Below are 16,654 nucleotides of genomic sequence, written 5' to 3'. Positions count from 1 at the left end.
TGCCGAATTTATGGTGTCTTGATTTAGTTAACTAGTAATTAAAAAATAGTTTTAATGGAGTTAAATTGATGTTTTTTTAATTTTAAAAATAAAAGCTCAACAAAAAAGAAGAAGTAAAAAAGTTTTAGAAGCTCTATATCTTCAATAAAATGAACTTGAAGAAAAATTAAAAAAAATAAACATCAAGCCAAAATTAATTATAGGCTTTGTGTCAATCAACTTAATCTAGCGATCATAGGAAATAAGATTCAAAATTCTATAAATGAGCAATGTGATATCATCTTAAGCAGTGCTACTGATTTATTATGCAACCTTGATTCTAACTCAAACATTGAAAACAGTCCTTATAAACAAAATATCCAAGGAATAAGCTTGATACTTTTTAGTGAAGATATGATAGAAAATCTTTACACAAATAAAATCAAGCTTTTTAGTGATATAAAAGATTATACAGAAAGAAAAAAACTGATAGAAAAAGAAGTTTTATCTATAAATGTACCTTTTGAAGCACACTGCATAAATACTTTGCATTATTTAATTTATGATGGTTTAAGTCAAAGCGAAAGTTCTCTTTTAGAACTTTTATACAAACACAATCCCTATCCTTGTGCTTTAGTAGGGGGTGGATCTAGCGGAAACATGGACTTTAGCGGAGTATTTATATTTTATAACGGAGAAATATTAAAAATCAAGCTTTAAGCATACATGTTCAATTTAAACCTAAATACCGTTTTGATTTAATGAAATCTCAAAATTTTAATCCTCAAAGCAATATCACCTTTACTATACTTGATGCAAGTTTATATGATAAAACTATACGCGAATTTATTGATAAAAAACCTTTCAATCCATCAACGCGGTTGAAGCTTTATGTAATTATTTTAACTGCACTTTTGAAGAACTTAAAAATAAAATGTAAGAATATACTTTTGCTTTAAAAATTGGAGAAGACTATCTTATTTCCCCTATGGAAATCAACCCAAATAAAACATTATTTAGTTATTGTGATATAGAAAGCACTCAAGAATTATGCTTGCTTAAAAAAACAAATTTTATTGAAGCTATAAAAAAAGATTATGAAAAATTTTCTCTTAATAAACCAAAACCACTAGGAGTAATTTTTAACGATTGTATCTTAAGGAGGCTTCACAACAAAGAACATTTAAATCAAATCCATTTTAATGACTTTCCTATAGTTGGTTTTTCTAGTTTTGGAGAAATTTATGGAGTGGGAATTGCAAAAAGTTTAGTGGCAATATTTTTTTATGAAGTTGAAAATTTTAATGATTTCAAATCTAGATATTTAAAAACTTTCATACAAAAATACAGCGATTTTAAATACTATTATCTTAATATAAGAGCTCAAAAACTAGAAATGACAAATGAGATTAATAAAATAATCTTAAATCAACTCAAATGTTATGAAGATGTTCTAGCTAAACTAAATTAATACTAAAAAAATTAAGAATTTCAAGAAATCAAAAATCTTGAAATTCTTACACTAAAAAATCAAAGTGCTTTTTTTGCGGCCTCTGCAATTTTTGCAAAAGCAGCAGCATCATTCATAGCTAAATCTGCTAGAATTTTTCTATCAAGTTCAATGCCTGCTTTTTTAAGACCATTGATAAATCTTGAATAACTTAAATCATTAAGTCTGCAAGCAGCATTGATACGCACAATCCAAAGACGACGGAAGTCTCTTTTTTTACGGCGTCTATCACGATAAGCATAGACTAGACTTCTTTCTAATTGTTCTTTTGCCTTTCTAAAATGTTTGCGGCGTCCACTATAAAAACCACGCGCTAATTTTAAAACTTTTTTATGTCTGCGGCGTCTAACAACACCTGTTTTTACTCTTGCCATTTTTATTTCCTTTCATAAAGTGGCGTCCAAATTTGGAGCTTGCCCTTGAAATTTTATCTCAGAGGGGAGTTTGAATGACTTTTAGTCAAAAACTTAAATTCCTAGCATTTTTTCAACAGCTTTTACATTTGTGCTATGCACATATTTAGCTGTGCGAAGATCACGCATTCTTTTTGCAGGTTTTTTAGTCAAAATATGACTTCTAAAAGCTGAGCCTCTTTTGATTTTATTTTTACCTACTTTGAAGCGTTTAACTGCGCTTTTAACGCTTTTCATCTTTGGCATACGCTTTCCTTATTTAGATAAATTTTTATTTTTCAAATTAAAAGAAAAGCTAAATACTATCAAATTTTTTCTAATTTTTGACTGAATTTAATTTTTAAAAAACTTGGCACACCTTTTGCTTATAAAAAATCAGCAATATTTTGGAAAGATTTAAAATGACTATAAATTCGGCAAATCCATATCAAAATTTAACCTTATCTAATCCTTTGCAGAATAGCTCTGCTCTAAATTTGATTAAAGATAGCAAAGCCTTAGATCAAGAAGGAAATGAAAATAGCTTAGAACAATTAAGTTATATTTTTAACAATACCACTTATGCTAGTGAATTTGGATTTAGAATCAATGAAGAAGGTTTTTTTGATAAAGATTTAAATAAAATTGCAAATATACCAGAATCTTATAATATCAACATTAAAAGCGTTAGAAGCATAGCAAAAGAACTCGCAAAACAAGACGAAAATTTAAACTACAATAAAATTGATCTACCTTATCTTTTAAATAGCTATCATAGTTCATTAAAATCTATAAATTCAGAATTTTTACAAGATGATAATGCTTATTTAAGTCGCGATCTTATTTCAAAACTATCATCAGGTTTTTCAACAGATAATGGAGAATTTTTAGGCCAAATTTCAAGAATTTACAACAATCAAGAAGAAATTGATTTGGCATTAAGTAATATCACAAATTTAAATACTTTAATGTTAGATAATAAAATAACTAATTTTCATTTTGATAAAGCCATAGAAAATACTTCTTCTAATGAAATTTTAAAACCTTATTTAACTAAAAATGCAGAAGTATCAAAATCTGGTCTTTTAATGAATTTTATCTACCATGATATAAAAACTCAAAACGAAAAAGAATTTAACTTTTTTATGAAACCTGCCACTTTAGAACTAAGCTCTCATCAAAATTTACAAAAAATTCTCAAGGGCGAAACAGATATAGAAGATTACATCAAAAAAGAAAATGAAAAAAAGATGAGTTTTGATCTTTATCTTTATGTTAATGGCGTAGATAAAAAAACAAGTACTCAAGACAAACTATCTGTATTTTTTCAACAATATATTAACTACCAAAAAGATATGGATTTAAGAGAATTTGCAAATTCAAGTTCAATATTTCAAATTTATATCGATCAAAATCGCAATGATTTTGATGCTCTTAAAAAACAATATCAAAATCAAAGTCAAGATACGCAAAGATTAGAAGAAGCAAATCAACTACGTTCTAGCTCTATAGAAAATTTTTTAGATCGTCGTCAAAAACAAGCAAATATAAATAAAATTTTAAACTCTTATATGTCTGTGATGGTTTAAAATAATTTTTTAAAAAATATATAAATTATAAATACTTTAATAATAATAATTTTTATATAATTAATTAATAAAATTTTAAGTATTATAGCATTATAATCCGCTCTCGAAAAATATAAATATAAAAATACTCAAAACCATGACTTATAATGAAAAAATTATTTCAATGAATAATGATCTTTTAGATCATCAACATAAAGAACTTTTTGAAATTTCTAAAAAACTCTCTTTAATGAACCAATGTCATGTTGGAACAAAAGAATTAAAAATTGTCTTAAGAGAGTTGTTGATAATGATCAATAGACATTTTTCAGATGAAGAAGCCTTTATGAGAGAAATAGGATATCCTTATATCAACCATCATACAAGAATTCATAGAAAAATTATCTTAGAAATTGAAGAAATTATCATCAGTGAAGCTAAATTTGTAAATATAATGACCGAAAAATTAAATCTCGTTGTTCAAGATTTTATCTTTAAACATACAGCCAAAGAAGATTCAAAAATAGTAAAGTATTACGAAGAAAAATTTAAGAAATAGTATTTCTCATTTTTGCTATATAAAATTCACAAAATATTTCACTTTAAAATTTTACTTTAGCATTTTATTTTTGTTATAATTTTTAACCTAATTTTTATAAATTTTTGTTATTATCCGTTTTCAAATAAAGATAAAAAATATCCTAATTAAAATTAAGGATAAATTAAGGATTTTAAAGTGAAAGTATATTTAGATAACAACGCAACGACAATGCTTGATCCTAATGCTTATGAGTTGATGCTACCTTTTTTAAAGGATATATATGGAAATCCAAATAGCCTTCATCAATATGGAAGCGCAACACATCCTGCTTTAAGAGAAGCTTTAGATAAACTTTATGCAGGGCTTGGAGCAAATGACTTAGATGACATAGTTATAACCTCCTGTGCGACAGAAAGCATTAACTGGGTGCTTAAGGGTGTGTATTTTGATTATATTTTAGATAGAGAGCGCAATGAAGTGATTATTTCTAGTGTAGAACACCCTGCTGTTGCTGCTGCTGCTTATTTTTTAAAAAGTCTTGGAGTAAAAGTCATAGAACTTCCTGTAAACGAAGAAGGAGTTTCTACTGTAGAAGATTTGCGCAAAGTGATTAGCGATAAAACAGCACTTGTAAGTGTTATGTGGGCAAATAATGAAACAGGTATGATTTTTGATATTAAAGCGATGGCAGAACTTGCGCATGAATTTGGTGCTCTTTTTCATACAGATGCTACTCAAGCAGTAGGTAAAATAAAGGTTAATTTAACTCAAGTAGGAGTTGATTTTGCTTCATTTTCGGCACATAAATTTCATGGACCAAAGGGTGTGGGTGGACTTTTTATAAAAAAAGGACTTAAACTTACCCCACTTTTACACGGTGGAGAACACATGGGTGGTCGTAGAAGCGGAACTTTAAATGTACCTTACATAGTGGCTATGGGCGAGGCTTTGCGTATTGCAAATACTATGCTTGATTTTGAAGATTCTCATATACGCCGTTTAAGAGATAAACTAGAAGATCAAATTTTAGCCTTGCCTGATACAACAGTGGTTGGAAAAAGAGAACACCGTGTGCCTAATACAATCTTAGCAAGTATTAAAGGAGTTGAAGGCGAAGCAATGCTTTGGGATTTAAATAAAAATGGTATAGCTGCAAGTACGGGCTCAGCCTGTGCAAGTGAAGCTTTAGAAAGCAATCCTATTATGGAAGCTATCGGTGCGGAGCATGATTTAGCGCATACAGCTTTAAGGCTTTCTTTGTCACGTTTTAACACTGAAGAAGAAATTGATTATGCAGCAAAACAAATTAAAAATGCAACACAGAGATTAAGAGCAATTTCTTGTACTTATGCTTATAATCCAAATAATTACAAATAAGGATGAAAAATGGGAAAAAATAGTTTAATTGGTGGATCCATTTGGGATGAGTATTCACAAAAAGTTCAAGATAGAATGAATAATCCTCAACATATGGGAGAATTTAGTGAAGAAGATGCTAAAGCACGCAATGCAAAATTGATCGTAGCTGATTTTGGTGCAGAAAGTTGCGGCGATGCGGTAAGACTTTTTTGGCTTGTAGATGAAAAAACTGATAAAATTATCGATGCAAAATTTAAAAGTTTTGGTTGTGGTACAGCTATAGCAAGTAGTGATACTATGGTGGATCTTTGTATAGGAAAAACTGTAGATGAAGCAGTAAAAATCACAAATTTAGATGTGGAATTTGCTATGCGTGATAATCCAGAAACTCCAGCTGTTCCACCTCAAAAAATGCACTGTTCGGTTATGGCTTATGATGTAATCAAACAAGCAGCAGCGCATTATAAAGGTATAAGTCCTGAAGATTTTGAAGATCAAATTATAGTTTGCGAGTGCGCTAGGGTAAGTCTTGGAACTATTAAAGAAGTGATTAAACTTAATGATTTGCATAGCGTAGAAGAAATCACACAATATACTAAAGCGGGTGCTTTTTGTAAATCCTGTATCAAACCAGGCGGACATGAAAAAAGAGATTATTACCTTGTAGATATTTTAGCTGAAACTAGAGCTGAAATAGATAGAGAAAAACTCAAAAATACAATGAAAAGTGATGTAGCTTTTGATGAAATGACCGTAGTGGGACAATTAAAAGCAGTTGAAAGTGTTTTAGATGCTGAAATTCGCCCTATGCTTCATAATGATGGTGGAGATTTGGAAGTGATTGATATACAAAAGGCTGAAGGTGCAGCAATTGATGTTTATATTCGTTATCTTGGTGCTTGTAGTGGTTGTTCTAGTGGAAGTGGTGCAACACTTTATGCTATTGAAACAATTTTACAAGAAGAATTAAGTCCAAATATACGCGTTATGCCGGTTTAAAAAATAGCAAGATAAAATCTTGCTATTTTATAGCTTTTGCTTGCAAATCAAGGGGTGGTAAATTTTCTATATAAATACTACGACTTGGGAAAGCAAAGGTTAAACCATTTTTTTCAATTATACGCATAAACTCAAGCATTAAACTTTGTCTAGCTTCTCTAAAATCTTTTCCACCTATTTCTTTGATATAAAAATAAAGCTCTATATTAATACTACTATCTGCAAATTCACTTAAAGCCACATAACAAGCATTTTTATAGCCTTCTAAATCATTAATAGATACAAGATTTTGACGATATTTTGTTGTATGATCGCCATATTTTAATGCGCTATCCTCATCGTGAGCTACTAAATCACTTGTATGCAAAAATTCTCTTAGATCTTTTACACATTGTTCTAGTTTTTCAGGAGTAGCATCATAACCAACACCCAAATACATTCTAACATGGCGACCCATGCGTCTTTTGCTCCAATTTTTGATATTAGCTCCCATAATAGTTGAATTTGGTAAAAATACAAGACAATTATCAAAAGTTCTAATAGTAGTTTTTCTAAGTCCTGTTTCAACCACGGTTCCTTCTATGCCTGAAACCTCTACCCAATCTCCTTGATTAAAGCTATTATCAAAAAGTAAGAGTATAGAAGCAAAGAAATTTGCAATGATATCTTTCGCCGCTAAAGCAACAGCTAAACCACCAATTCCCAAAGATGCAATAATAGCCGAAATATTAAAACCAAGTTGAGCAAGAATATATAATAAAGCTATAATAATAATGACAAAATATAAAATTTTAATAATTAAATTTACAACTTCTTTTTTTCCACTTTTTTGAGCAAGTTTAGAAACCAATACCACGCCATAACCATCAAGCATTCTTAAAATAAGCCATGCAATTAAAACTGCATAAACTATATGAAAAAAATTACTTAAATTTACACTCAAAGGTGCAGGATAAGTTGCTATAGTAAGACAAAGAGAAATAGCATAGACAATCAACAAGAAGCCTACGGGTTTTTTAATATTCTCAATAAAAATGACTTTAATATCATCTACATCATTTTTATTTCTATAAAAAAACTGAACAAGGAAAAAATATACTATATTTGCAAAAAAACGTCTTAAAGATATAAAAAATACTAAAACCAAAGCAGAAATTACTATTTTTCCGATATTAACAAAACTTACCCCAATTGCCTCATTTATACGATCTATCCAAACTTGAAGCTCGAGTAATGAAAAAATATAATTACTTTCAAGCAAATCTGCATTTGAGCGTAAATACTTAAGAATTTCAGAATAAGAATCTACAGCATTACTGATATATCTTTCTTTTAGGGTAATTTTTTCTAATTCTTCTGAATTTGTAATTTTGCTTTTAAAACTATCTAAATTAACATTAGAAGAATTTTGTAAATTTTCCATTGCCTTATCAACAGTAGCAATCAAATCTTCACTGCTTGCTGTATTTTTAAAAAGTTTTTCCACTTCAAACAAAGAAGAATAAAAACTTTCCACAATATTAAAATAAACTAGATTAAGAGTGGCATCTGTATAAATATAAGGCTTATTAATATTCTTTTTTTGAACATCTAGTAATTTTTCTTTTGCTTTTAAAAATCTAGCCACTGCCTCTTCATTAATCTTTTGTCCTACTATCATATCGGGTATTTTTGCTAAAATAGTCTTTTTGTCTTTTTCAAATTCACTTAAAATACCATTAAAAGTGCTTGAATTTTCATCATTGTTTTTCTTAAATTCTTTAATTTGATTGTTAAGATCAACATATTTTTCAACTAAAGCATAAATTCCTTCATCCTCTTTACTCATATTTGCATCAATAAATTTAAATTCTTGTGCTCCAAGGTATAAAATAAAAAAACATAAACTAAAAATAATTTTTTTCATTGAACTTTCCTATCCTGTATTAAAGTAAAAATTTTTGCTTTAAAATCATACTCATAAATTTCACCTGTCTCTATAATATAATACCAAGCATGTACTTCTATTTTTCCTTCATCTAAAGCTTCTTGCACGCCTGGATAAGTAAGTATATTTTGCAAAGAATTTACTAAATTTAATTTTTCTGTAAGCCATGAACGCATAGCCAAATCGTCTCTTGCAAAAATCATTACATCTTTTTTTATCGGATCTAACATAGTAAGCCATTTTTTCACATTAGGAATTTTATTTAACTCTTCATCAGAATAATAAAGAGCATTACAACCTCCACAATTACTATGGCCACAAACGACGATATTTTTAATATGCAATGAATTTAAAGCATACTCTATTGCTGAAGTTGTCGCTAAGTAATCTTCCCCAATGCGATAAGGTGGAACTATATTTGCAATATTTCGTATTACAAAAAGCTCACCTGGACCCGTATTGGTGATCAAATTTGGAATTACTCTAGAATCAGAACAACCTATAAAAAGAGTATGGGGATTTTGCTTATTTTTTAGACTTTCAAAAAGTTCTTCATGCTCCTTAAAGTCTTCTTGCATAAACTTAATCGCACCACTAATAAGATTTTCCATAAAACCAACCTGAAACTAAAATCTTGAAATTATAACAAAATTTCAGCAAAGATTTCATTTAATCATAAAGATATTATATAAATTAACTTTTTATTTAGTCTAATATGTTAGATTTCGCTCAAGATTTTAAAAAATCTAACAATTTTGCAAGGAGAATTTTATGAGTCTTTATGATAGAGACTACTCAAGATCAAAAGAATTTGAAAATACACGCTCAAGCGAATTAAGTATTTTTATTAAACAAACTTATCAACTTTTTGCTGCTTCATTATTAGCTGCAACAGTAGGTGCGTATGTAGGAATTTTTGCTTTAGCATCATTTTTTATACAATCACAAGTAACTTTTTGGATCCTTTTTGCTGTTGAAATCGGACTTTTATTTGCTTTGCAATGGAAAAAAAGAGAGGCTCCATTAAATCTTGTTTTGCTTTTTGGTTTTACTTTCTGCTCAGGTTTAACGCTTACACCTTTGCTTATTTCAGTGTTAGCTCTACCAGCTGGAGGAATTATCATCGCTCAAGCTTTTGCTTTAACAACAGTTGCTTTTGCAGGACTTAGTGTATTTGCTATGAATACAAAAAAAGATTTTACCGTTATGGGTAAAGCTTTATTTATAGTATTAATCGTTATTGTAGCAGCATCTTTACTAAACCTTTTCTTCCAAAGCAGTATAGTTAATCTAGCTATTTCAGCAGTAGCTGCAATATTATTTTCATTTTACATTCTTTATGATACGCAAAATATTATCCGCGGAAATTATGAAACTCCAATCGAAGGTGCAGTAGCACTTTATCTTGATTTTGTTAATCTTTTCGTATCTTTACTTAATATCTTAAGAAGCTTCAATAGCAGATAAATTTTTGTGGGATTTTTCTCACAAAAACTTTTCAAGTTTCAAAACTTTTCAAGTTTTATTTAGCTAAAATAATCATTTAAAAATTAACTTTTAGGAATTTTCAATGATCACTCTTTTAATCATTTTACAATTTATCATCGTTGTAGTTATTTGTATAGCAGTTTTACTTCAAAAAAGTTCAAGTATAGGACTTGGAACTTATAGTGGAAGCAATGAAAGTTTATTTGGCGCCAAAGGACCAGCTGGATTTTTGGCAAAATTTACCTTTGTTATGGGAATTTTACTTATTGCAAATACTATTGGTCTTGGTTATTTATACAATAAAGCTAGCAAAGACTCTCTAGCAGAGAAAATTAAAGTAGAAAACAACAATACTACTATTCCAAGTGCTCCTATTGTGCCTGCTACCCCCAACACAAATTCTATCGCTCCAAGTGCACCACAACTTCCAAGCGATGTTAATTCAAGTAAATAATTAAAGGAAATGATAATGCTAAATGAAATTTTTAACAAACAAAAAACCCAAAGTGAAAAATCTTTAGAAGCCTTAAAAAAAGACTTCACCACTTTAAGAACTGGAAAAGTTAATACCCATATTTTAGATCATATTACAGTGGATTATTATGGAACTCAAACTCCTTTAAATCAAGTAGCAACTGTTTTAGCAAGTGATGCTTCAACTATTAGCATCACTCCTTGGGAAAAACCTTTACTAAAAACCATAGAAAGCGCTATTGCAGCTGCAAATATCGGTGTAAATCCAAACAATGACGGCGAAAGTGTAAAATTATTTTTCCCTCCGATGACTAGAGAGCAAAGAGAAGAAAATGTAAAACAAGCTAAAGCTATGGGTGAAAAGGCAAAAGTTTCTATAAGAAATATACGCAAAGATGCCAACGATGCAGTTAAAAAACTAGAAAAAGATAAGGCAATAAGCGAAGATGAAGCAAAAAAAGCTTATGATGAAGTGCAAAAACTTACCGACACCTATACAACAAAAATTGATGAGAGTGTAAAAAACAAAGAAAGTGAACTTTTAAAGGTTTAACGATGAATTTAGAGCAAATTTATAAAGATTGTGGTGCTTATTTAGAAGGGCATTTTTTACTAAGTTCAGGTAAACATTCGCAATTTTATCTTCAAAGTGCAAAAGTTTTAGAGGATCCAAAATTAGCAGCAAAACTTTGTGATGAACTTGCAAAGATTATTACAAGCTATAAGATAGAATTTGATAGCATTTGTTCTCCTGCTTTAGGTGGAATTTTAGCAGGTTATGAGCTTGCAAGAGCTTGTAGTAAACGTTTTATCTTTACCGAAAGAGTAAATAAAGAAATGACTTTAAGACGTGGTTTTGAGGTAAAAAAGAGTGAAAAATTTATAATTTGTGAAGATATCATTACTACAGGTGGTAGTGCTTTAGAGAGTGCAAAAATCATTGAAAGTTTAGGTGGCATTGTTGTAGGTTTTGCAGCATTGGCAAATCGTGGTTTTTGTGCAGTAGAAAATTTAAAATCTCCAAGAAAAGATAATGCGAAATTACCTGAAAATTTACCACTCTTTACTCTAGGAAATTTTGAATTTGAAATTTACGATGAAACAAATTGTCCACTTTGTAAAAAAGGGAGTAAAGCTATAAAACCAGGAAGTCGTGGAAATTAAATGAAAACTAAAGCAAAAATTAGCTCTAGATGGCTAAGATTTAGAGCTTTGCTTATAGATATTTTTCTTATTTATATTCCTATTTTGTATTTATTTTATTTTCTATTAGGCTCTAAAGAAGCTTTTTTAAACAACCATTTTATCACAACTTTATGTACTTTTTTATTTGGCTTGATTCAAGCTATTTTTTTAACAAAAAAGGCACAAAGCCCAGGTCTTAAAGCATATGATTTATATCTTATTGATATAAAAACGGGAAAGAAACTAAGTTTTCTTAGAATTTTACTAAGATATGTGATATTTATTATAAGTTTTGGCTTACTCTTTGGTTTATTTGTCAGTTTTGTAAGAAAAGATCGTTTAAATTTACACGATATTTTAACTCAAAGTTGTATAGCTACTAAAAGCATAAAGAAAGGTTAAAAATGCAAAGAAAAAGAATTTACAATCCAAACTCAAACGAAACCCTAGGAGATCGTAAAATTTTTGATGGTAACCCACATGGAATTTTAAATTTCACTAAGGCAAAATATACCTGGGCTTTAAAACTTTGGGATTTAATGGAGGCAAATACTTGGTTTCCAAAAGAAGTGGATACAACTAAAGATGCACTTGATTATCGCTGTAATTTAACTGTAGGTGAAAAAAGAATGTATGATTTGGTTTGGAGTCAGCTTATTTCTATGGATAGTTTTCAAACCAATAATTTAGCAGATAATATCAACCCTTACATCACAGCTCCTGAAATCAATGCGGTTTTGGCACGCCAAGCTTATGAAGAGGCAAACCATTCAAAATCTTACGCTGTTATGGTAGAAGCGATTTGCGATAATACAGATTTGATTTATGAAATGGAAAAGCATGATGAAACTTTGCGTGAAAAAAATGACTTTATTTCAAGCATTTATGAAGAATTAGCAGGCGATGTAGATGATAATAAACTTCTTTTGGCTATGGTAGCAAATCAAATTTTAGAAGGAGTATATTTTTATAGTGGTTTTACTGCTATTTACGCACTTGCACGTGCAGGAAAAATGCTAGGTTCAGCACAAATGATCCGCTTTATCCAAAGAGATGAAATCACACATCTTTTATTATTTCAAAATATGATCAATTCAGTACGCAAAGAAAGACCTGATTTATTCCATGATGAAAATATCAATAAAATTTATGATATGTTTAAAAAAGCTGGAGATCTTGAGATCAAATGGGGTAAATACATCACTCAAAATCAAATCATGGGCTTTACTGATGATATCATAGAAGAATATATCCATTATCTTGTAGATCAAAGATTAAGTGCGATCAATTTAGATAAGTTATATAATGCAAAACATCCTATTAAATGGGTAGATGATTTTTCAAAATTTAACGATCAAAAGAGCAATTTCTTTGAAAGTAAAGTAACGAATTATTCTAAGGGTAGTATAAGCTTTGATGACTTCTAAAACTTCTTTAGCCTTACTTTGTGATTTTTATGAATTTACAATGTCTCAAGGCTATTTCAAAAACAATAAAAAAGATCAAATTTGTTATTTTGATATATTTTTTAGAAAAATTCCAGATTCAGGTTCTTTTGCTATTTTTGCAGGTCTTGAAGATATTTTAGACTTTGTTGAAAATTTGAGTTTTGATACAGAAGATATAGAATTTTTAAGAAAACAAGGTATTTTTGATACAAAATTTTTAGATTTTTTAGCTAACTTTAAATTTAAGGGTGAAATTTATGCTATGCGTGAAGGAGAAGTGATTTTTCCAAACGAACCTTTACTTTGCGTTAAAGCTACAACCATAGAAGCACAGCTTTTAGAAACTTTTTTACTTTTAAGTTTAAACCACCAAAGCCTTATTGCTACCAAAACCAATCGTATCGTGCGTGCAGCTAAAGACAGTAAAATTTTAGAATTTGGTTCACGCAGAGCACAAGGAAGTGAAGCAGCCTTAAAAGGAGCAAGAGCAGCTTTTATAGGAGGTTGCATAGGAAGTGCTTGTACTTTAGCAGGAAAAATTTATAATATCCCTATCAATGGAACTATGGCACATTCTTGGGTGCAAATGTTTGAAAATGAACTTGAAGCTTTTAAAGCTTATGTGAAAATTTATCCAAAAAATCCTGTTTTTTTGATTGATACTTATGATTGTCTAAATAGCGGACTTAAAAATGCGATTAAAGTTTTTAAAGAATTTGGTATTCAAGAAGGCGGCGTGAGAATAGATTCTGGAAATTTACTTGAGTTGAGTTTGAAAATCAGACAAGAGCTTGATCAAGCAGGACTTCAAAAATGTAAAATCATAGTTTCTAACGCACTTGATGAATGGAGCATTAAAAAACTCAAAGAACAAAATGCACCTATTGATATCTTTGGTGTAGGTGAAAGATTGATCACTGCTTCAAGTGACCCTATTTTTAGTTGCGTTTATAAACTCGCAGCCTTAGAAGATCAAGGCATAAAACCTAAAATCAAAATCAGCGAAAATAACGAAAAATCAACCCTACCTCATTTTAAAAAGCTTTTTAGAGTTTATGATAAAAACACGCAAAAAATCCTTTTTGATGAACTTTATGTTTTTGACGAAAACCCAAATCAAGATGAAAATTTAGAACGCAAAGAACTTTTAGAATTAGTCTACAAAGAAAAAAGACTTCTTAAAAAGTCATCTTTAAATACTATTCAAGATTATACAAAAGAGCAAATTTCAAAACTCGATGAGAGTTTTTTAGATCTTGATCGTTTTGTGAAATTTGAAGTAAAACTCTCGCCTAAACTTCAAAATATCACTGAAGATCTTTTAAAAACTCGTTTTTAAAATCCACATAATTTAAAGCGGATTGTTTTAGAAAGCTGACTTCTTCATCGTTTAATTCACGCACAAATTTTGCAGGATTTCCAAGTATCAAAGAGCGTGGCGGAAATTTTTTACCCTTTGTTACAACGCTTCCAGCACCCACTATGCTATCTTCTTCTATCAAAGCATTATCCATGATAACAGCATTCATTCCGATTAAAACACGATTTTTTATCACACAAGCATGGATAACGCAATTATGTCCTATAGTTACATCATCTCCTATTATTGTAGGAAAACCAGCATCTTTTAACTTTCCTTTTTCATCAAATTCCCTATGCCAAACATGAACTGTGCTAAGATCTTGAATATTGGTTCTTTTGCCAATTTTTATAAAATTAACATCGGCTCTTAAAACACAATTAAACCAAATACTACTTTCATCTCCTATTTCTATTTCTCCTATGATTTTAGCGCCCTCTGCAACAAAAACATTTTGACCTAGTTTGGGACTATGATTTTTAAATTTTATAAGCATTTTTTTCCTTTTTATTTAAGTATAGCTAAGTTTAACTCTATTTCAACTTTTTTAGTTACAATTTTTATTTAAATTTATAGGAGAAGTAATGAACGCATTTGAACAAAAAAGATGTCAAAATATGGCTGAAGAAATTGCACAAAAAGTTTTTATCAATGAAGAACTTTTTAATGCTTTTTGTCAAATTCCACGTGAAATTTTTTCTCCTTTAAAAGCCCATGCTTATCGCCTTGATGCTTTGCCTTTAGCAAATTCTCAATGGATTAGTTCACCTTTAACTGTAGCTAAAATGACTATGGCTTTAGATTTTAAAAATGCTGATAGTATTTTAGAGATAGGTTGTGGAAGTGGCTATCAAGCTGCGATTTTAAGCAAAGTCATAAGGCGTGTTTTTACCATAGAACGCATAGAAAATTTAGCCAAAAAAGCCGCTCAAACTTTCAGAGAATTAGAACTTTTTAATATCAATGTAAAATTTGATGATGGACAAAATGGCTGGAAAAATTATGCTCCTTATGATAGGATTTTATTTTCTGCTTATGCGACACAAATTCCTGAAATTTTACTTGATCAATTAAGCGATGACGGTATTTTAGTCGCTCCTATTTTACACAATGGCAAACAATTCATCACACGCCTTAGAAAAAATGGCACAAATTTACAAAAAGAAATTTTAGAAGAATGTTTATTTGTGCCTATAGTAGATGGGAAAGAATAAACTTTTTTTACAAAATTTATTAAAAACTCTTTAGAGCCTTTCTTAACTTTTCACTCATTTCATCAATATGTTCTTTTTGTAAAATCAAAGGAGGTAAAAATCTCAAATCATTCTCCCCGCAACTTATTAATAAAAGTGCATTTTCTTGACATTTTTGAATGACCTTAGCTACTTTTACACTTTTATCAAGACTCAGCCCTTGCATAAACCCTAAGCCTTTGCGTTTTTTACAAAAATCAAATTCATTTATCAACTCATCTAAACTTTGCTCTAAATAAGGCGTGAGTTTATTGACATTTTCTAAAATTTTTTCTTCTTTAAAAATTTCAAAAACCGCATTCACTCCTGCACAAACTAAAGGATTTCCACCATAAGTACTACCATGATCACCTGCTTCTAAAGAATTGCTTGCTACCTTTTGATTTATTACAAAAGCACCCACACTAAGCCCACAACCTAAGGCCTTAGCTGAAGTCATGATATCAGGCAAAATTTGTGCGTGCTCATAGGCAAAAAATTTTCCACTTCTACCCATGCCACATTGAATTTCATCAGCGATTAATAATATATCTTTTTCATCGCAAAGCTTTCTTAAGGCTTTGTAAAAATCTTTATTTGCAGGATTTATTCCACCTTCTCCTTGCACGCTTTCTAAGATAATGGCACAAGTTTTTTCATTCACCAGTTTTTCAACGCTTGAAATATCATTATATTTTGCAAATTTAACCCCTGAAATTAAAGGTTTAAAAGGCTTTTGATATTTTTCATTAGCAGTAAGCGATAAAGCCCCTAAAGTACGCCCATGAAAAGAATGCTTAAAAGCGATAAATTGTCCACCCTTAACACCTTTGTTAAAGGCGTATTTTCTAGCTGTTTTCATCGCTCCTTCTATACTTTCTGTACCAGAATTTGTAAAAAAAACACGCTCTAAAGCACTAGCTTTGGCTAAATTTTTAGCTGCAGCAGCTATATTTTCATTATAATATAAATTGCTAGTATGCAAAAGCTTATCCACTTGCGCTTTGATTTTAGCATTAAATTTAGCATGATTATATCCTAAAGCACAAACACCTATGCCACTTGAAAAATCAAGATATTTTTTAGCCTTATCGTCAAAAAGATAAACCCCCTGCCCTTTTTCTAAAACTATATCAAAACGCTTATAGGTAGGGATAATATGACTTTGTTCTTTATAATCCATTTTCATCCT

Annotated in this window: 19 protein-coding genes and 1 pseudogene; 14 read left to right on the top strand and 6 right to left on the bottom strand. The window is 29.9% G+C overall.

The window, feature by feature from the left end; all coding sequences use genetic code 11:
- Positions 1–372 precede the first annotated feature (372 nt).
- Positions 373–938 (top strand): annotated as a pseudogene (locus tag FBE96_RS08740) (FIST N-terminal domain-containing protein).
- Between the two features lie 29 nt (positions 939–967).
- A complete protein-coding gene (locus tag FBE96_RS01180; protein WP_002871838.1) occupies positions 968–1,450 on the top strand; it encodes an FIST C-terminal domain-containing protein in 483 nt (160 codons plus the stop codon).
- Positions 1,451–1,509: 59 nt separating this feature from the next.
- Here FBE96_RS01180 and rplT read toward each other — a convergent pair whose 3' ends face one another.
- Complete coding sequence (gene rplT / locus FBE96_RS01175) at positions 1,510–1,863, bottom strand: 50S ribosomal protein L20 (protein WP_002851731.1); 354 nt, start codon at positions 1,861–1,863, stop codon at positions 1,510–1,512.
- Positions 1,864–1,956: 93 nt separating this feature from the next.
- On the bottom strand, positions 1,957–2,148 hold the full coding sequence (gene rpmI, locus FBE96_RS01170) for a 50S ribosomal protein L35 (RefSeq protein WP_002777995.1): 192 nt from the start codon (positions 2,146–2,148) through the stop codon (positions 1,957–1,959).
- A 155-nt stretch (positions 2,149–2,303) separates the two neighbouring features.
- On the opposite strand from rpmI, the gene FBE96_RS01165 reads away from it, so the two are divergent.
- From FBE96_RS01165 to FBE96_RS01150, 4 genes are all read left to right on the top strand, one after another.
- A complete protein-coding gene (locus tag FBE96_RS01165) occupies positions 2,304–3,470 on the top strand; it encodes a hypothetical protein (protein ID WP_002871839.1) in 1,167 nt (388 codons plus the stop codon).
- Between the two features lie 136 nt (positions 3,471–3,606).
- Positions 3,607–4,008 (top strand): bacteriohemerythrin, encoded by a 402-nt coding sequence (locus FBE96_RS01160; RefSeq protein ID WP_002871840.1) that lies wholly within the window; start codon positions 3,607–3,609, stop codon positions 4,006–4,008.
- A gap of 177 nt (positions 4,009–4,185) precedes the next feature.
- Positions 4,186–5,367: a NifS family cysteine desulfurase gene (locus FBE96_RS01155; RefSeq protein WP_002871841.1), complete on the top strand. Its 1,182-nt coding sequence runs from the start codon at positions 4,186–4,188 to the stop codon at positions 5,365–5,367.
- 9 nt (positions 5,368–5,376) lie between these two features.
- Positions 5,377–6,348 (top strand): iron-sulfur cluster assembly scaffold protein NifU, encoded by a 972-nt coding sequence (locus FBE96_RS01150; protein WP_002840050.1) that lies wholly within the window; start codon positions 5,377–5,379, stop codon positions 6,346–6,348.
- Between the two features lie 22 nt (positions 6,349–6,370).
- On the opposite strand, the gene FBE96_RS01145 is transcribed toward FBE96_RS01150, so the two are convergent.
- Entirely contained in the window at positions 6,371–8,254 is a 1,884-nt protein-coding gene (locus tag FBE96_RS01145; protein ID WP_002871842.1) for a mechanosensitive ion channel family protein, read from the bottom strand.
- A complete protein-coding gene (locus FBE96_RS01140) occupies positions 8,251–8,886 on the bottom strand; it encodes a carbonic anhydrase (RefSeq protein WP_002859401.1) in 636 nt (211 codons plus the stop codon). Before FBE96_RS01140 ends, FBE96_RS01145 begins: the two co-directional genes overlap by 4 nt.
- A gap of 160 nt (positions 8,887–9,046) precedes the next feature.
- Between FBE96_RS01140 and FBE96_RS01135 the strand changes: the two genes are divergently transcribed.
- From FBE96_RS01135 to FBE96_RS01105, 7 genes are all read left to right on the top strand, one after another.
- Positions 9,047–9,742: a Bax inhibitor-1/YccA family protein gene (locus tag FBE96_RS01135; RefSeq protein ID WP_002851668.1), complete on the top strand. Its 696-nt coding sequence runs from the start codon at positions 9,047–9,049 to the stop codon at positions 9,740–9,742.
- Between the two features lie 103 nt (positions 9,743–9,845).
- Complete coding sequence (gene secG / locus FBE96_RS01130) at positions 9,846–10,217, top strand: preprotein translocase subunit SecG (protein ID WP_002871843.1); 372 nt, start codon at positions 9,846–9,848, stop codon at positions 10,215–10,217.
- 9 nt (positions 10,218–10,226) lie between these two features.
- Positions 10,227–10,790 carry a ribosome recycling factor gene (gene frr / locus FBE96_RS01125; protein ID WP_021137781.1) on the top strand — a complete coding sequence of 188 codons (564 nt, stop codon included), beginning with the start codon at positions 10,227–10,229 and terminating at the stop codon, positions 10,788–10,790.
- Positions 10,791–10,792: 2 nt separating this feature from the next.
- Positions 10,793–11,401, top strand: a complete 609-nt coding sequence (pyrE, locus tag FBE96_RS01120) for an orotate phosphoribosyltransferase (protein WP_002867137.1) — start codon at positions 10,793–10,795, stop codon at positions 11,399–11,401.
- Positions 11,402–11,824 carry an RDD family protein gene (locus FBE96_RS01115; protein WP_002867136.1) on the top strand — a complete coding sequence of 141 codons (423 nt, stop codon included), beginning with the start codon at positions 11,402–11,404 and terminating at the stop codon, positions 11,822–11,824.
- A 2-nt stretch (positions 11,825–11,826) separates the two neighbouring features.
- Entirely contained in the window at positions 11,827–12,849 is a 1,023-nt protein-coding gene (locus FBE96_RS01110; RefSeq protein ID WP_002859397.1) for a ribonucleotide-diphosphate reductase subunit beta, read from the top strand.
- On the top strand, positions 12,836–14,209 hold the full coding sequence (locus FBE96_RS01105) for a nicotinate phosphoribosyltransferase (protein WP_072223289.1): 1,374 nt from the start codon (positions 12,836–12,838) through the stop codon (positions 14,207–14,209). Before FBE96_RS01110 ends, FBE96_RS01105 begins: the two co-directional genes overlap by 14 nt.
- Here the strand turns inward: FBE96_RS01105 and FBE96_RS01100 are convergent.
- Positions 14,178–14,726 (bottom strand): gamma carbonic anhydrase family protein, encoded by a 549-nt coding sequence (locus FBE96_RS01100; RefSeq protein WP_002851622.1) that lies wholly within the window; start codon positions 14,724–14,726, stop codon positions 14,178–14,180. The genes FBE96_RS01105 and FBE96_RS01100 overlap by 32 nt on opposite strands.
- A gap of 88 nt (positions 14,727–14,814) precedes the next feature.
- On the opposite strand from FBE96_RS01100, the gene FBE96_RS01095 reads away from it, so the two are divergent.
- The gene (locus FBE96_RS01095) at positions 14,815–15,444 is read left to right on the top strand and encodes a protein-L-isoaspartate(D-aspartate) O-methyltransferase (RefSeq protein ID WP_002851780.1); all 630 of its coding nucleotides are present in this window, start codon (positions 14,815–14,817) and stop codon (positions 15,442–15,444) included.
- A gap of 19 nt (positions 15,445–15,463) precedes the next feature.
- Here the strand turns inward: FBE96_RS01095 and FBE96_RS01090 are convergent, their stop codons facing one another.
- Complete coding sequence (locus FBE96_RS01090) at positions 15,464–16,651, bottom strand: aspartate aminotransferase family protein (protein WP_002864195.1); 1,188 nt, start codon at positions 16,649–16,651, stop codon at positions 15,464–15,466.
- Between the last annotated feature and the right edge of the window lie 3 nt (positions 16,652–16,654).

It is taken from the genome of Campylobacter sp. CFSAN093241 (assembly GCF_012889595.1).
GTDB classification, from domain to species: Bacteria; Campylobacterota; Campylobacteria; order Campylobacterales; family Campylobacteraceae; genus Campylobacter_D; species Campylobacter_D jejuni.
Note: the sequence above shows the minus strand (reverse complement) of the source record. Positions and strands in the feature narration are given on the sequence as shown.

What these genes read in the sequence shown, in the direction of transcription:
- FBE96_RS01180 (WP_002871838.1), top strand. Translation starts at nt 968, where the DNA reads ATGGAAATCAACCCAAATAAAACATTATTTAGTTATTGTGATATAGAA.
- rplT (WP_002851731.1), bottom strand. Translation starts at nt 1,863, where the DNA reads ATGGCAAGAGTAAAAACAGGTGTTGTTAGACGCCGCAGACATAAAAAA.
- rpmI (WP_002777995.1), bottom strand. Translation starts at nt 2,148, where the DNA reads ATGCCAAAGATGAAAAGCGTTAAAAGCGCAGTTAAACGCTTCAAAGTA.
- FBE96_RS01165 (WP_002871839.1), top strand. Translation starts at nt 2,304, where the DNA reads ATGACTATAAATTCGGCAAATCCATATCAAAATTTAACCTTATCTAAT.
- FBE96_RS01160 (WP_002871840.1), top strand. Translation starts at nt 3,607, where the DNA reads ATGACTTATAATGAAAAAATTATTTCAATGAATAATGATCTTTTAGAT.
- FBE96_RS01150 (WP_002840050.1), top strand. Translation starts at nt 5,377, where the DNA reads ATGGGAAAAAATAGTTTAATTGGTGGATCCATTTGGGATGAGTATTCA.
- FBE96_RS01145 (WP_002871842.1), bottom strand. Translation starts at nt 8,254, where the DNA reads ATGAAAAAAATTATTTTTAGTTTATGTTTTTTTATTTTATACCTTGGA.
- FBE96_RS01140 (WP_002859401.1), bottom strand. Translation starts at nt 8,886, where the DNA reads ATGGAAAATCTTATTAGTGGTGCGATTAAGTTTATGCAAGAAGACTTT.
- FBE96_RS01135 (WP_002851668.1), top strand. Translation starts at nt 9,047, where the DNA reads ATGAGTCTTTATGATAGAGACTACTCAAGATCAAAAGAATTTGAAAAT.
- secG (WP_002871843.1), top strand. Translation starts at nt 9,846, where the DNA reads ATGATCACTCTTTTAATCATTTTACAATTTATCATCGTTGTAGTTATT.
- frr (WP_021137781.1), top strand. Translation starts at nt 10,227, where the DNA reads ATGATAATGCTAAATGAAATTTTTAACAAACAAAAAACCCAAAGTGAA.
- pyrE (WP_002867137.1), top strand. Translation starts at nt 10,793, where the DNA reads ATGAATTTAGAGCAAATTTATAAAGATTGTGGTGCTTATTTAGAAGGG.
- FBE96_RS01115 (WP_002867136.1), top strand. Translation starts at nt 11,402, where the DNA reads ATGAAAACTAAAGCAAAAATTAGCTCTAGATGGCTAAGATTTAGAGCT.
- FBE96_RS01110 (WP_002859397.1), top strand. Translation starts at nt 11,827, where the DNA reads ATGCAAAGAAAAAGAATTTACAATCCAAACTCAAACGAAACCCTAGGA.
- FBE96_RS01100 (WP_002851622.1), bottom strand. Translation starts at nt 14,726, where the DNA reads ATGCTTATAAAATTTAAAAATCATAGTCCCAAACTAGGTCAAAATGTT.
- FBE96_RS01095 (WP_002851780.1), top strand. Translation starts at nt 14,815, where the DNA reads ATGAACGCATTTGAACAAAAAAGATGTCAAAATATGGCTGAAGAAATT.
- FBE96_RS01090 (WP_002864195.1), bottom strand. Translation starts at nt 16,651, where the DNA reads ATGAAAATGGATTATAAAGAACAAAGTCATATTATCCCTACCTATAAG.